This window comes from Pseudomonas sp. FSL L8-0168, assembly GCF_037976155.1.
Lineage (GTDB): Bacteria > Pseudomonadota > Gammaproteobacteria > Pseudomonadales > Pseudomonadaceae > Aquipseudomonas > Aquipseudomonas paracarnis.
The window spans coordinates 4,164,349-4,179,438 of the sequence record NZ_CP150262.1 but is presented as its reverse complement, the minus strand read 5'-3'; the positions used below and the strand labels follow the sequence as shown (position 1 = coordinate 4,179,438).

The window sequence follows — 15,090 nt, the reverse complement described above, 5'->3', positions numbered from 1 at the left end:
GATGTGTGAACACATTCAAGTGTGGGAGCTGGCTTGCCTGCGATGAGGCCGGAAGGGCCAGCACCCAACTCTACTGAAGGAACCCACCATGCAAACCTGGCAACACTCGGTGATCTACCAGATCTACCCCAAAAGCTTCCACAGCCACGCGGGTAACGCCACCGGTGACCTGTTGGGCATCGTGGACAAACTCGACTACCTCAAATGGCTGGGCGTGGATTGCCTGTGGGTCACCCCGTTCCTGCGTTCGCCCCAGCGCGACAACGGCTACGACATCAGCGACTACTACGCCATCGACCCCAGCTACGGCACTATGGCCGACTGCGACCTGCTGATCAGCGAAGCCGCCAAGCGTGGCATCAAGCTGATGCTCGATATCGTGGTCAACCACACCTCCATCGAACACGAATGGTTCCAGCAGGCGCGCAGCAGCCTCGACAATCCCTATCGTGACTTCTACATCTGGCGCGACCAGCCGAACAACTGGGAATCCAAGTTCGGCGGCTCGGCCTGGGAGTACGAAGCGCAGACTGGCCAGTACTACCTGCATCTGTTCGACCATACACAGGCCGACCTCAATTGGGACAACCCCCAGGTGCGCGCCGAAGTGTTCAAGATGATGCGCTTCTGGCGCGACAAAGGCGTGGGCGGCTTCCGCCTGGATGTGATCAACCTGATCTCCAAGCCCGCCGACTTCCCCGAGGACAACAGCGACGGCCGCCGCTTCTATACCGACGGCCCGAACGTGCACCAATACTTGCAGCAAATGCACCGTGAAGTCTTTGAAGGCCATGACCTTATCAACGTGGGCGAGATGTCATCCACCCGCCTGGAACACTGCATTCGCTACTCGAATCCAGCGTCTAAAGAACTGTCGATGACCTTCAACTTCCACCACCTGAAAGTCGATTACCCCAACCTGCAAAAGTGGGTGAAGGCTGACTTCGACTTCCTGCAACTCAAGCAGATTTTCTCCGACTGGCAGATGGGCATGCAGGCCGGCGGCGGCTGGAACGCGTTGTTCTGGTGCAACCACGACCAGCCACGGGTGGTCTCGCGCTTTGGTGACGACGGCCAATACCGCGTGGTCTCGGCCAAGATGCTTGCCACGGCGCTGCACTTTTTGCAGGGCACGCCGTATGTGTATCAGGGCGAAGAGTTGGGTATGACCAATCCAGGCTTCGACAGCATCTCGCAATACCGCGATGTGGAAACCCTGAACATCTTCCGCCTCAAGCGCGACGCGGGAGAGTCCGAAGCCTCGAGCATGGCGGCGATCATGCAGAAGTCCCGCGATAACGGGCGTACGCCCATGCAGTGGAGCACCGAAGCGAACGCGGGGTTCAGCCGCGGTGAACCCTGGATCGGCATTCCCGCGAATGCTGCGCAGATCAACGTCGCAAGCCAGGTGGATGACACGGATTCGGTGCTGCATCACTACCGCAGGCTGATCGATCTGCGCCGTCGCGAACCGCTGATACAGCAAGGCGTTTACCGCCCGATGCTGCAAGACCATCTCCAGGTCTGGGCGTACCTGCGTGAAGGCCACGGCGAGCGCCTGTTGGTACTCAACAACTTCTATGGATCGCCATGCGAGATCCAGCTGCCAGAAAGCGTGATCAACGCCGAGAGCGAGCAACGCCTGTTGATCAGCAACTACCCCGACTGCCCCCTGCGCACGAGCACTGTGCTGTTACGTCCTTATGAATCCTTCGTGCTGCACCTGACTGATTGAAACACCCCCTGTAGGAGCGAGCTTGCTCGCGAAGATCGTCAACGAAAACGCGCCCCTCCAGGTGTTGCGTGGAGGCAGGAAGTTTTTCGCGAGCAAGCTCGCTCCTACAGGGATCGCGTCATGCAAGACAGTAAGAAAAAACAATAAAAATAAAAGGAGCGTTTCATGAAAACAACAATAAAGCTGGGCCTTATTGCCTCCTGCCTCACGGTGCCTGTTGGCGCGCAAGCCCTGGAGTTTGCCGGGTATTTGCGCAGCGGCGTGGGCACGTCAACGGGCAGCGGCAAGCAGCAATGTTTCCAACTGCCGGGTGCGCAAACCAAATACCGCCTGGGTAACGAATGCGAGCAGTACGCCGAGCTGGAACTGCGTCAGGATTTGCTGACCCTCTACGACGGTTCTGTGTTCAGCGTCGATGCCATGGCGTCCCTCTACAACCGGTACGACCGCGCCCTGAAGTTCCAGGGTGAAAACAACGGCTCGGCGCGCATGCCGCAGATGTATGCGCAATGGTCCAACCTGCCCAGTCTCAATGGCGGTTCGCTGTGGGCCGGGCGGCGTTACTACAAACGTAACGACATCCATATTTCCGACTTCTACTACTGGAACCAGAGCGCCACCGGTGGTGGGATCGAGGACGTGTTGATCGGCGGCTTGAAATACAGCTACGCCCTGTCGCGCAAGGACAACCTGTACCAGAAGGAATACGCCACCCGTCACGACTTCAACGTCGCCGGTTTCAAGACCAACCCCGGTGGCGAACTGGAACTTGGCTTGAGCTACATCGCCAAGGCCGGTGGGCGTGACACCAACAGTGGCTGGGCGCTGACGGCGCAGCATGTACAAGCGGCCTTCCTGGGCGGCAAGAACAAGTTTGCCCTGCAGTACGGCGAAGGCCCTGGCACCGGCCTGGGTTACACCGGCAATACCACGCTGGACAAAAGCAGCAAAAGTTACCGCGCCGTGGAGTTCTTTGATTGGCAGGTGACACCGCGTTTCGGTGGACAAGTTGAAGCTGTGTACCAGAAAGATGTGCGCCCTGGGCGTCAGGATCAGAACTGGATGTCCCTGGGTGTACGCCCGGCGTATGCGCTCAGCGAGCAATTCAAACTGGTCACTGAGCTGGGGCACGATCAGGTCGAGGCCACCGGCGGTACGCGCAAATTGAGCAAATTTACCTTCGCCCCGACCTGGTCGCCCAAAGGCCCTGAGTTCTGGGCGCGGCCGGAAGTACGGCTGTATTACACCTATGCGTCCTGGAATAAAGCGGCCAAGCGTGCGGCCAATGAGCTGGCGGCGGGCTCGGCTTTGTCCGACACCGGCGCCTATGGCACGGCGCGGCATGGGTCGAACGTCGGTGTGCAGGTCGAATATTGGTGGAAGTAATCCGGGCTTGTGTGGGAGCGGGCTTGCTGTGGCGAGGGAGCTTGCTCCCGCTCGACTGCGCAGCAGTCGCAGGCTTTTGGGGGCGCTTCGCACCCCAGCGCAAGCAAGCTTGCTCGCCACAGCAAGCCCGCTCCCACCTTTGATCTTCGTCATCCTCAACCTTGCATCGACTCAATGATTTTTAAAGAACAACACAAACAGGTGAAGTCATGACCACATCTCAACCCCTGGAACTGCTGGCACCCTTGTCCGGGGTTTTGCTGGCGCTGGATCAGGTCCCCGACCCGGTATTTTCCGGCCGCGTGATTGGCGATGGCCTGTGCATCGACCCCACTTCGCAGACCCTCTGCGCGCCGTTGGCCGGGGTGGTCAGCAACATTCAGGACAGCGGCCACGCCGTCAGCGTCACCGCCGATAACGGTGTGCAGATATTGCTGCATATTGGCCTGGACACGGTGAACCTGGCGGGCCAGGGCTTCACCCGGCTGGTCGAGGAGGGCCAGCGGGTGGAGGCCGGGCAGCCGCTGATCGAATTCGATGCCGACTATGTGGCGCTCAATGCACGTAGCCTGCTGACGTTGATGCTCATTGTAAGCGGCGAGCCGTTTGTGCCGTTGGTGGCCGGTCAGGCGCTGGTCGAGTCCGGCCAGCCACTGTTGCAGGTCTCACCGGGGCAGATACCCGCAGAGGTGGACGAGGAGGAGGGCAATGCGCTGTTCTCCAAGCCAGTAACCCTGCCCAACGCCAGCGGCTTGCACGCCCGCCCTGCGGCGGTGTTTGCTCAGGCGGCGAAGGGGTTCAGTTCAAGCATATTTCTGCACAAGCAAACCCTGAGCGCGAATGCCAAGTCGCTTGTGGCGATCATGGCGCTGCAGACCTCCCAGGGCGACAGCGTGCAAGTGAGCGCGGCGGGGGAAGATGCCGAGGCGGCGATCCAGGCGCTGGTGGCGTTGTTGCTCGACGGCTGTGGCGAGACGCTGCCGGTAGCCGTCGAGAAAATCAGCAAGCCCGCTGCGTCGGCGTCTTCGGCGTCCGTGTTGCGAGGCGTCTGTGCGTCGCCGGGCTCGGCGTTCGGCCAGGTGGTCCAGGTGGCTGAACCGACGCTCGACATTCCCGAAGCCGGTGCGGGAGAAACCTTCGAACGTACCGCATTGGCCCGTGGCCTGCGGGCGGCAAACGAGGCGCTGCAAGCGTTGCAGGCCAAGGCGGCCGGCAGCGCCCAGGCCGAGATTTTCCGCGCCCACCAGGAACTGCTCGAAGACCCGACCCTGCTTGAACAAGCTCATAGCCTGCTGGCCGAAGGCAAGAGCGCGGCCTTTGCCTGGAATACGGCCACGGTGGCGACCGCCAGGCTCTTCGAAGGCTTGGGTAAAACGCTGCTGGCTGAGCGTGCGGCGGATTTGGCCGACGTCGGCCAGCGCGTGCTCAAGTTGATCCTGGGGGTGCCGGAGCGTTCCATGGAGCTGCCGGAGTGCGCCATTCTGGTCGCCGAACAACTGACCCCCTCACAAACCGCCGGCCTGGATACCAGCAAAGTGCTGGGCTTCGTCACGGTCGCCGGTGGGGCTACCAGCCACGTGGCCATCCTCGCCCGGGCCCTCGGCCTGCCATCCCTTTGCGGTGTACCCAGTCAAGTATTGGCCTTGGCCAACGGCAAGCGGGTACTGCTCAATGCCGATAAAGGCGAGCTGCAGCTGGAGCCGAATCTGGCTGAAATCGAGCAACTGCAGGCGGTTCGTCAACAGCAAAAGCTACGGCTGCAGCGTGAAGTGGCACAGGCCTCACAGGCGGCGGTCACCCGCGACGGTCACCACATCGAGGTCACAGCCAACGTCGCCTCATTGCAGGAAGTGGAACAGTCACTGACCCTGGGCGCTGAAGGCGTGGGTCTGCTGCGTTCGGAGTTCCTCTACCTGGAACGCAACCGTGCCCCGAGCGCAGAGGAGCAGGCCGACACCTACAGCGCCATCGCCCGCGCCCTCGGCCCCGAGCGCAATCTGGTGGTGCGTACCCTGGATGTGGGCGGCGATAAACCCTTGGCCTATGTACCGATGGAAAGCGAGACCAACCCATTCCTTGGCCTGCGTGGGATCCGCCTGTGCCTGGAACGTCCCGAACTGTTGCGTGAACAGTTGCGTGCGATTCTTGCCAGTGCAGGTTTGGCGCGGCTGCATATCATGTTGCCGATGGTCAGCCTGCTGTCGGAGCTGCATCTGGCGCGCAAAATGCTCGAAGAGGAAGCGCAGACGCTTGGCCTGAGTGAACTCCCCAAGCTGGGCATCATGATCGAAGTGCCGAGTGCGGCGTTGATGGCGGATGTGTTTGCGCCCCATGTGGATTTCTTCTCCATCGGCACCAACGACCTCACCCAATACACCCTGGCCATGGACCGCGATCACCCGCGCCTGGCCAGCCAGGCCGACAGTTTTCATCCGGCGGTGCTGCGGCTGATCGACATCACTGTCAAGGCGGCCCATGCCCACGGCAAGTGGGTGGGCGTATGTGGTGCGCTGGCATCCGAAACCCTGGCGGTGCCGGTGTTGATTGGCCTGGGCGTGGATGAGCTGTCGGTCAGCGTGCCGCTGATCCCCACCATCAAGGCCACCGTGCGCGAGTTGGACCTGCACGACTGCCAGATCATTGCCCGCCAAGTGCTGGGCCTGGAAGAAGCCGACCAAGTGCGCGAGGCCCTGCGCCTGTACCACGCGGCCACCGTTGAAACCTCACCTATCATGGAGCACTGAGCATGTTCGAGAAATTGCAGCGGGCGTTCTGGAAAGCCCTGACGCCTGATTTGGTGGCCGAGACGGTCACGCCGACGCCGCCGAGCCTGTTGTCGGCCGATGTGGTGAGTGCATTGGGCGGGGAGGGTAACGTCACGTCACAGCAGCGCGTGGCACTCACGCGGGTGCGCGTGCAATTGCGCGAGGCGGGGCGTTTGGATGAGTCGGCGTTGAAGGCCGCGGGTATACCCGCCGTGATGGTACTGCCGGGCGGCGTGCTCCACCTGCTCACCAGCCTATAAGGCGACGATGATCAAATGTGGGAGCCGGGCTTGCCCGCGATAGCGGTGTGTCAGGCGCCGAATACCTTGACTGTCAGGCCGCCATCGCGGGCAAGCCCGGCTCCCACAGAGATTTGCTGTGTGCGGGCTGTCGTGATCAGAGTTGCGGGCTGTCTTGCGGTGGCTTGGTCTTGTCCACGCCCGGCACATGCAGGTTGCCTTCCACCACCTGGTTACCCTCCAGCTGCGGCTGGGTCACCCAGGTGAGGATGTCGTAGTAACGCCGGATGTTGGCCACAAAATGCACCGGCTCGCCGCCGCGGGCGTAGCCGTAGCGGGTCTTGCTGTACCACTGCTTCTGCGACAGGCGTGGCAGCATCTTCTTCACGTCCAGCCACTTGTTTGGGTTCAGGCCTTCTTTTTTCGCCAGGATGCGTGCGTCGTCCAGGTGGCCGGTGCCCACGTTATAGGCGGCGAGGGCGAACCAGGTGCGGTCGGGCTCGGCGATCTTGTCGTCCAGCTCATCCTTGATTCTGGCCAGGTACTTGGCGCCGCCCATGATGCTCTGCTTGGGGTCCAGGCGGTTGGACACGCCCATGGCTTGCGCGGTGTTCTGGGTCAGCATCATCAGGCCGCGCACGCCGGTCTTGGAGGTGACCGTGGGTTGCCACAGCGATTCCTGATAACCAATGGCTGCCAGCAGCCGCCAATCGACTTTCTCGGCCTTGGCATACGCACGAAAGTGTTTCTCATACTTGGGCAGGCGTTGTTGCAGGTGCTGGGCAAAGGTATAGGCGCCGACATAGCCGAGTACATCGACGTGCCCGTAGTAGCGGTCCTTCAGGCGTTGCAAGGTGCCATTCTTCTCGACCTTGTCCAGGTAACTGTTGATCTCGTTGAGCAGGCTGTTGTCGTCGCCTGCTGCCACGGCCCAGCTTTGATTGCTGGCATTGCCGAGGTCGAAGGCCACGCGCACGTTGGGGAAGTACACCTGGTTCATGGCCACTTCGTTGGAGTCCACCAGGGTCAGGTCGATTTGCCCTTCGTCGACCATGCGCAGCAAATCCACCACCTCAACGGCATCGGATTCTTCGTATTCAATCGCCGGGTTCTGTTTTTTCAGCGCCGCCAGTTGTTCAGCGTGGGTGCTGCCCTTGAGCACCATGATCTTCTTGCCCACCAGGTCGGCGGCATTGGTGGGACGCGATTGGCCGTTGCGGTAGATAATCTGTGGGGTGACTTCAAGGTACGGGTGGGAGAAGCGCACCTGCTGCTGGCGCTGGTCGCTGCTCACCAGGCCGGCGGCGGCGAGTACCGGGCCATTGGGTTTGCCCAGCCGGCTGAACAGGTCGTCGAGGTTGTCGGCCGTCTCGATTTCCAACTTCACCCCCAGGTCGTCGGCAAAGCGCTTGACCAGTTCGTATTCGAAGCCGGTCTCACCGTTGCGATCCTGGAAATACGTAGCGGGACTGTTGCGAGTGACCACCCGCAATACGCCATCCTCCTTGATTCGCTCCAGTGTGCTGGGTTTATCAACACAGGCACTGAGCATCAGGAAGAGCAAGGTGGCGATGAGCCATTTGACGCATCGCAGGCGCGAAACAGTTGGGAAGAACATCTGCGCAGTATACGCAAACGGCTCACGGCGCCATATCTCGACAGCGGCGCACTTGTCTGCTAGCCAGCGTAAAACTGTGCTGCAGCCCGCAGAAACGGGGCTTGGCGAGCGATTGTGACGGTTAAAATAACTGCGCCCAATGCCCTGCATCACGCCGTGATCGCAGGCAAAGCGTGCCAACTGACGTTCGGCGGCGGCCACCGGTAGCGTTTCGGGTGCCGTTGGCGAAGGTTTACGCTAGAATGCACGGCCTCAAAGCACACCCCTTCCCGAGGCTGTCCCGAAGATGTTGATCCTGCGCGGCGCTCCTGCCCTTTCTGCCTTTCGCCACAGCAAACTCCTTGAGCAACTGAGCCAGAAGGTTCCAGCTGTTACAGGCCTGTACGCTGAATTTGCTCACTTCGCCGACGTAACCGGCGTCTTGACCGCCGACGAACAGCAAGTGCTGGCACGCCTTCTGAAGTACGGCCCAAGCGTTCCCGTTCAAGAGCCGACTGGCCGCTTGTTCCTGGTTCTGCCACGGTTCGGCACCATCTCGCCCTGGTCGAGCAAGGCCAGCGACATCGCCCGCAACTGCGGCCTGGATAAAATCCAGCGCCTGGAGCGTGGGATCGCCTTTTATGTCGCCGGCCAGTTCAGCGATGCCGAAGCCGAACTGATCGCCAGCAGCCTGCACGACCGCATGACCCAGATCATCGTCAGCCAGCTGGAACAGGCTGCCGGCCTGTTCAGCCATGCCGAGCCGAAGCCGCTGACCGCGATTGACGTGCTCGGCGGCGGCCGCGCCGCCCTCGAGAAGGCCAACACCGAGCTGGGCCTGGCCCTGGCCGAAGACGAGATCGACTATCTGGTCAACGCCTTCACCGGCTTGAAGCGCAACCCCCACGACATCGAACTGATGATGTTCGCCCAGGCCAACTCCGAGCACTGCCGTCACAAGATCTTCAACGCCAGTTGGGACATCGACGGCCAAAGCCAGGAAAAAAGCCTGTTCGGCATGATCAAGAACACCTACGTGATGCACAGCGAAGGCGTTCTGTCGGCTTATAAGGACAACGCCTCGGTCATCGTCGGCTCCGTCGCCGGTCGCTTCTTCCCGGATCCGGAAACCCGCCAGTACGGCGCGGTGCAGGAGCCGGTGCACATCCTGATGAAGGTTGAAACCCACAACCACCCGACCGCGATTGCCCCGTTCCCGGGCGCAGCCACCGGTTCGGGCGGCGAAATCCGTGACGAAGGCGCCACCGGCCGTGGTGCCAAGCCCAAGGCGGGCCTCACCGGTTTCACCGTGTCCAACCTGCAGATCCCGGGCTTTGAACAGCCGTGGGAAGTGCCGTATGGCAAGCCTGAGCGCATCGTCACGGCGCTGGACATCATGATCGAAGGCCCGCTGGGCGGCGCCGCGTTCAACAACGAATTCGGGCGACCAGCGCTCACCGGCTACTTCCGGACCTTCGAGCAGTCCATCACCACCCCGCGTGGCGATGAAGTGCGCGGCTACCACAAGCCGATCATGTTGGCCGGCGGCATGGGCAACATCCGTGAAGAACACGTCAAGAAAGGCGAGATTCTGGTCGGCTCCAAGCTGATCGTGCTCGGCGGCCCGGCGATGCTGATCGGCCTGGGCGGCGGTGCGGCCTCTTCCATGGCCACCGGCACCAGCTCGGCAGATCTGGACTTTGCTTCCGTACAGCGCGAAAACCCTGAGATGGAACGCCGTTGCCAGGAAGTCATCGACCGTTGCTGGCAGTTGGGTGACAAGAACCCGATCAGCTTCATCCACGACGTCGGCGCTGGCGGTTTGTCCAACGCCTTCCCGGAACTGGTCAACGATGGCGACCGTGGTGGCCGTTTCGAGCTGCGCAACATTCCAAACGACGAGCCGGGCATGGCCCCGCACGAAATCTGGAGTAACGAATCCCAGGAACGCTACGTACTGGCCGTCGGTCCTGAAGACTTCGCACGCTTCCAGGCCATCTGCGAACGCGAGCGTTGCCCGTTTGCCGTGGTCGGCGAAGCCACTGCCGAGCCGCAACTGACCGTCACCGACAGCCACTTCGGCAACAGCCCCGTGGACATGCCGTTGGAAGTGCTGCTGGGCAAGGCCCCGCGCATGCACCGTTCGGCCAACCGTGAAGCTGAACTGGGCGATGATTTCGACCCAAGCACGCTGGACCTGGCCAACAGCATCGAACGCGTGCTGCACCATCCGGCCGTGGCGAGCAAAAGCTTCCTGATCACCATCGGCGACCGCACCATCACCGGCCTGGTGGCTCGTGACCAAATGGTCGGCCCATGGCAGGTGCCGGTGGCCGATGTTGCCGTCACCGCCACCAGCTTCGACGTGTACACCGGTGAAGCCATGGCCATGGGCGAGCGCACGCCGCTGGCCCTGCTGGACGCTCCGGCGTCGGGCCGCATGGCCATTGGTGAAACCCTCACCAACATCGCTGCCTCGCGTATCGGCAAGCTGTCCGACATCAAACTGTCGGCCAACTGGATGTCCGCTGCCGGTCACCCGGGTGAAGATGCACGCCTGTACGACACGGTTAAAGCCGTCGGCATGGAGCTGTGCCCGGAACTGGGTATCACCATTCCGGTGGGCAAGGACTCCATGTCCATGGCCACCCGTTGGAACGAAGACGGCACCGACAAGAGCGTCACGTCGCCGCTGTCGTTGATCGTTACCGGTTTCGCGCCGGTCACCGACATCCGCCAGACCCTGACCCCGCAACTGCGCATGGACAAGGGCACCACCGACCTGATCCTGATCGACCTGGGCCGTGGCCAGAACCGCATGGGCGCCTCGATCCTGGCGCAAACCCACGGCAAGCTCGGCAAGCAGGCCCCGGACGTCGACGACGCCGAAGACCTCAAGGCCTTCTTCGCCGTGATCCAGGGCCTGAACGCCGACGGCCACCTGTTGGCTTACCACGACCGTTCCGACGGTGGTTTGCTGACCAGCGTCGTCGAAATGGCCTTCGCCGGTCACTGCGGCCTGAACATCGTGCTCGACAGCGTTGCCGAGGATGCTGCCGAAATCAACGGCATCCTGTTCAACGAAGAATTGGGTGCAGTGATCCAGGTACGCCAGGACGCTACCCCAGACGTGCTCGCGCAGTTCAGCGCCGCTGGCCTGGCCGAGTGCGTGGCGGTGATTGGCCAGCCGATCAACAACGGCGAAGTCAATATCTCCTTCAACGGCGACACGGTCTTTACCGGTCAGCGTCGTTTGCTGCAACGCCAGTGGGCCGAGACCAGCTATCAGATCCAGCGTCTGCGCGACAACGCCGACTGCGCCGAGCAGGAATTCGACGTGATCCTGGAAGAAGACAACCCGGGCCTGAGCACCATGCTCAGCTTCGACGTCAACCAGGACATCGCAGCGCCTTACATCAAGAAGGGCATTCGCCCACAGGTTGCCGTACTGCGTGAGCAAGGCGTCAACGGTCAGGTGGAAATGGCGGCGGCATTCGACCGCGCCGGCTTCAATGCGATCGACGTGCACATGAGCGATATCCTCGCTGGTCGCGTTGACCTCAATGAGTTCAAAGGCCTGGTGGCCTGCGGTGGTTTCTCCTACGGCGACGTGCTGGGTGCCGGTGAAGGCTGGGCCAAGTCGGCCCTGTTCAACAGCCGTGCCCGCGATGCGTTCCAGGGCTTCTTCGAACGCAACGACAGCTTCACCCTGGGTGTGTGCAACGGTTGCCAGATGATGTCCAACCTCAGCGAACTGATCCCGGGCAGCGAGTTCTGGCCGCACTTTGTGCGTAACCGTTCCGAGCAGTTCGAAGCCCGTGTCGCCATGGTGCAGGTGCAGGAGTCCAACTCGATCTTCCTGCAGGGCATGGCCGGTTCGCGTATGCCAATCGCCATCGCCCACGGTGAAGGCCACGCCGAATTCAGCAGCGAAGAAGCGCTGCTTGAAGCCGACCTGTCCGGCACCGTGGCCCTGCGTTTCGTCGACAACCACGGCAAGGTCACCGAGAGCTACCCGGCCAACCCGAACGGCTCGCCGCGCGGGATCACCGGCCTTACCAGCCGCGACGGCCGCGTGACCATCATGATGCCGCACCCGGAGCGCGTGTTCCGCGCCGTGCAAAACTCGTGGCGCCCGGAAGAGTGGAACGAAGACGGCGCCTGGATGCGCATGTTCCGCAACGCTCGCGTGTGGGTGAACTAAGGCCGTGTACAAGCTCGCCTTCTTCGTACCCGACAGCCATGTGGAGACGGTAAAAACCGCCGTCTTCGCAGCCGGCGGCGGGCGCATCGGCGACTACGACAGCTGCGCCTGGCAAGTGCTGGGCCAGGGCCAATTCCGCGCGTTGGACGGCAGCCAGCCGTTTATCGGGCAGGTCGGCCAGGTTGAAGTGGTTGAAGAGTGGAAGGTTGAGCTGGTGGTGGCGGATGAGTTGATTGCGGCTGTCGTGGCTGCTTTGAAACTCAGTCACCCGTATGAGACACCGGCGTATGAGGTGTGGCAGTTGGCGGATTTTTGATTCGTGGGCTGTATAAACAAGAAACCCGCTGGGCCCGTTTGGTCAGCGGGTTTTTTGTTGGCTGTGAAGGCCTCATCGCGGGCAAGCCCGGCTCCCACAGTTTGATCGTGTTGTCTGTCATGCATCAACCCACTGTGGGAGCTGGCTTGCCTGCGATGGCGCCGGTGCAGGCGCCTCAGAACTTTCCGACAAGCCTTTCAGGTTGTCCCTCGGAACGGGTACCACTGACCTTCGTCAGTCGCTGCCAATTCAGCGACCGGGACTGCAAGCCCGCCGAAACCTCACCAGTTAGTCACAAGCGCCTTTATAATTGCGGCGCTTTTTCATGGTCGCCATTTATGGCGGCTGTGTGCGGGAGACCTTCGGGTCTACCGAGACTTGCTGGTGATTCTCGGTCTTGCAGGCCCGCACACAGCTGCCACCCATCATCTGCAAGTGATGCTGGTAGTTCTTACTTCACACCAGAGGTTTACCATGATCAAAGACAGCCCAAATCCCCCATCTGATTCCCAGCCCACCGACCAAATCTTCACCATCCTAACCAACCTGAACAGCGAAACCCTGCTCGCCAACGCCTCCCAAGACCTGGCATCCGTGCAGGCACTGGCGGGTCAACTGGCTTTTGATGTCGACGGCCCCCTGCGTGATGCAGTGCTGGGGATTCATCGGATGGTGGAAGGGATCCAGTTGATGGTGGATCGGGTGCTGGATCTTCACGAAGTGTCAGCAGCCACGGCTAACTGATCGTTCCCACGCTCCGCGTGGGAATGCATCCTGTGACGCTCAGCGTCACCCTTGCGTAGGGCGGGACGCAGAGCGTCCGAGGCGGCATTCCCACGCAGAGCGTGGGAACGATCGGTCAAGACCTGGCATCCGTGCAGTCACTGGCGGGTCAACTGGCTTTTGATGTCGACGGCCCCCTGCGTGATGCAGTGCTGGGGATTCATCGGATGGTGGAAGGGATCCAGTTGATGGTGGATCGGGTGCTGGATCTTCACGAAGTGTCAGCAGCCACGGCTAACTGATCGTTCCCACGCTCCGCGTGGGAATGCATCCTGTGACGCTCAGCGTCACCCTTGCGCAGGGCGGGACGCAGAGCGTCCGGGGCGGCATTCCCACGCAGAGCGTGGGAACGATCGGTCAGGCGTTGATAGGGCGGGTAACCAACCGCTCCAAAGCCTCACCCAAACCTAAAGCCTTGTCACCAATCAACAAGTGCCAAACCCCGCTATCCAGCTGGCTCACACCCTTGCAACCCAGCGCAGTGAGGTCCGCTTCAGACAGCACCGAATCATCCCCCAACTCCACCCGCAACCGGGTCATCGCTACCGCTTCCAGTTGGCGCACATTCTCTCGGCCACCCAGGGCATTCAGCCACTTTTCGGCCTCGTGTACATTCACCGCCACCGGCTTATCCACAGGCGCAACCGCTACAGGCGTTGCGGCAACAAACCCCGGCATCGCCAAGCGAATCTCATCGGCAATGCTATCGGCCATCGGCCCAACCACCACCTGCAAACTGCCGCCGTTACCCGGGCGCACTACAGCCATGGCACCCAGCGCTTTCAGTTCAGCATCCACCGCCTTGTTGCGATCCACCATGTCCAAGCGCAGGCGCGTAGTGCAAGCGCCGACACTGAGCAGGTTCTGCGCACCACCCAACGCCTGGATATAAGCCGTCGCACGCTGGTTGTCACTCATCGCTTCGGCCTGCACCACCTGGATATCTTCACGCCCCGGTGTCTTCAGGTTGAAGCGGCGAATGCAGTAGCTGAACACCGTGTAGTAGATCACCGAGTAGGCCAGGCCCACCGGTACCACCAGCCAGCCATTGGTGGACTTGCCCCAGCCCAGCACCATGTCGATAAAACCACCGGAGAAGGTAAAGCCGAGGTGGATATTCAGCATATTGGTCACGGCCATCGACAGGCCGGTCAGCAGCGCATGCAGTAAGTAGAGGAACGGTGCGAGGAACATGAAGGCGAATTCAATCGGCTCGGTCACCCCGGTCAGGAACGAGGTCAGCGCCATCGACAGGAAGATCCCGCCCATGACCTTGCGCCGCTCCGGCAACGCGTTGCGGTACATCGCCAGGCACGCCGCCGGCAGGCCGAACAGCATCACCGGGAACATACCGGTCATGAACTGGCCGCCTTTCGGGTCGCCGGCGAAGTAGCGGGTCAGGTCGCCGGTCACCACCGCGCCGGTTGTCGGGTCGGTAAACGTGCCGAACACGAACCACGCCATATTGTTGAGGATGTGGTGCAAACCAGTGACGATCAGCAGGCGGTTGAATACGCCGAATACGAACGCACCCAGACTGCCGCTTTCCATCAGCAATACGCCGAAGCTGTTGATGCCGTGCTGGATCGGCGGCCAGATCAGGCCAAAGATTACGCCCAGGCCCACCGCCGAAAAGCCGGTGACAATCGGTACAAAGCGTCGTCCGCCAAAGAACGCCAGGTACTCCGGCAGCTTGATGTCTTTGAAGCGGTTATACAGCGCGCCCGCCATCAGGCCGCTGGCGATACCGGCGAGCATGCCCATGTTGATGGACGTGTCCATCACCTTGAGTGTGGAGATCATCACCAGGTAGCCAATCGCCCCGGCCAGGCCGGCGGTGCCGTTGTTGTCGCGAGCAAAACCCACGGCAATGCCGATGGCGAAGATCAGCGCCAGGTTGGCGAAGATCGCCTGCCCGGCATCGTGCATCACCGCGATGTTGAGCAAGTCGGTGTCGCCCAGGCGCAGCAGCAAGCCGGCGATTGGCAGGATCGCAATCGGCAGCATCAGTGCGCGGCCCAGGCGTTGCAGGCCTTCGATAAAGTGTTGGTACATGGCGTGTCTC

Annotated in this window: 10 protein-coding genes; 8 read left to right on the top strand and 2 right to left on the bottom strand. The window is 61.5% G+C overall.

Going from position 1 to position 15,090, the window contains the following annotated elements:
* The first annotated feature begins 88 nt into the window (after positions 1-88).
* The 4 genes from treC to MHH62_RS19075 all read left to right on the top strand — a co-directional run bounded on the left by treC (position 89) and on the right by MHH62_RS19075 (position 6,146).
* Entirely contained in the window at positions 89-1,735 is a 1,647-nt protein-coding gene (gene treC, locus MHH62_RS19090) for an alpha,alpha-phosphotrehalase (protein ID WP_073454185.1), read from the top strand.
* A gap of 165 nt (positions 1,736-1,900) precedes the next feature.
* On the top strand, positions 1,901-3,121 hold the full coding sequence (locus MHH62_RS19085; RefSeq protein WP_339231649.1) for a carbohydrate porin: 1,221 nt from the start codon (positions 1,901-1,903) through the stop codon (positions 3,119-3,121).
* A 209-nt stretch (positions 3,122-3,330) separates the two neighbouring features.
* On the top strand, positions 3,331-5,865 hold the full coding sequence (gene ptsP, locus MHH62_RS19080; protein WP_339231647.1) for a phosphoenolpyruvate--protein phosphotransferase: 2,535 nt from the start codon (positions 3,331-3,333) through the stop codon (positions 5,863-5,865).
* Positions 5,866-5,867: 2 nt separating this feature from the next.
* A complete protein-coding gene (locus tag MHH62_RS19075; RefSeq protein WP_103452547.1) occupies positions 5,868-6,146 on the top strand; it encodes a PTS transporter subunit EIIB in 279 nt (92 codons plus the stop codon).
* Positions 6,147-6,282: 136 nt separating this feature from the next.
* Here MHH62_RS19075 and mltF read toward each other — a convergent pair whose 3' ends face one another.
* Positions 6,283-7,743 carry a membrane-bound lytic murein transglycosylase MltF gene (mltF, locus tag MHH62_RS19070; RefSeq protein ID WP_137270788.1) on the bottom strand — a complete coding sequence of 487 codons (1,461 nt, stop codon included), beginning with the start codon at positions 7,741-7,743 and terminating at the stop codon, positions 6,283-6,285.
* A gap of 286 nt (positions 7,744-8,029) precedes the next feature.
* On the opposite strand from mltF, the gene purL reads away from it, so the two are divergent.
* The 4 genes from purL to MHH62_RS19050 all read left to right on the top strand — a co-directional run bounded on the left by purL (position 8,030) and on the right by MHH62_RS19050 (position 13,267).
* The gene (gene purL / locus MHH62_RS19065; RefSeq protein ID WP_014719797.1) at positions 8,030-11,926 is read left to right on the top strand and encodes a phosphoribosylformylglycinamidine synthase; all 3,897 of its coding nucleotides are present in this window, start codon (positions 8,030-8,032) and stop codon (positions 11,924-11,926) included.
* Between the two features lie 4 nt (positions 11,927-11,930).
* Complete coding sequence (locus tag MHH62_RS19060; RefSeq protein WP_014719796.1) at positions 11,931-12,242, top strand: NIF3 1; 312 nt, start codon at positions 11,931-11,933, stop codon at positions 12,240-12,242.
* 474 nt (positions 12,243-12,716) lie between these two features.
* On the top strand, positions 12,717-12,986 hold the full coding sequence (locus MHH62_RS19055; RefSeq protein WP_020301367.1) for a DUF6124 family protein: 270 nt from the start codon (positions 12,717-12,719) through the stop codon (positions 12,984-12,986).
* A gap of 86 nt (positions 12,987-13,072) precedes the next feature.
* Positions 13,073-13,267 (top strand): hypothetical protein, encoded by a 195-nt coding sequence (locus MHH62_RS19050; RefSeq protein ID WP_339233039.1) that lies wholly within the window; start codon positions 13,073-13,075, stop codon positions 13,265-13,267.
* A gap of 115 nt (positions 13,268-13,382) precedes the next feature.
* Here MHH62_RS19050 and nagE read toward each other — a convergent pair whose 3' ends face one another.
* Positions 13,383-15,080, bottom strand: a complete 1,698-nt coding sequence (gene nagE, locus MHH62_RS19045) for an N-acetylglucosamine-specific PTS transporter subunit IIBC (RefSeq protein ID WP_014719794.1) — start codon at positions 15,078-15,080, stop codon at positions 13,383-13,385.
* Positions 15,081-15,090: the final 10 nt, after the last annotated feature.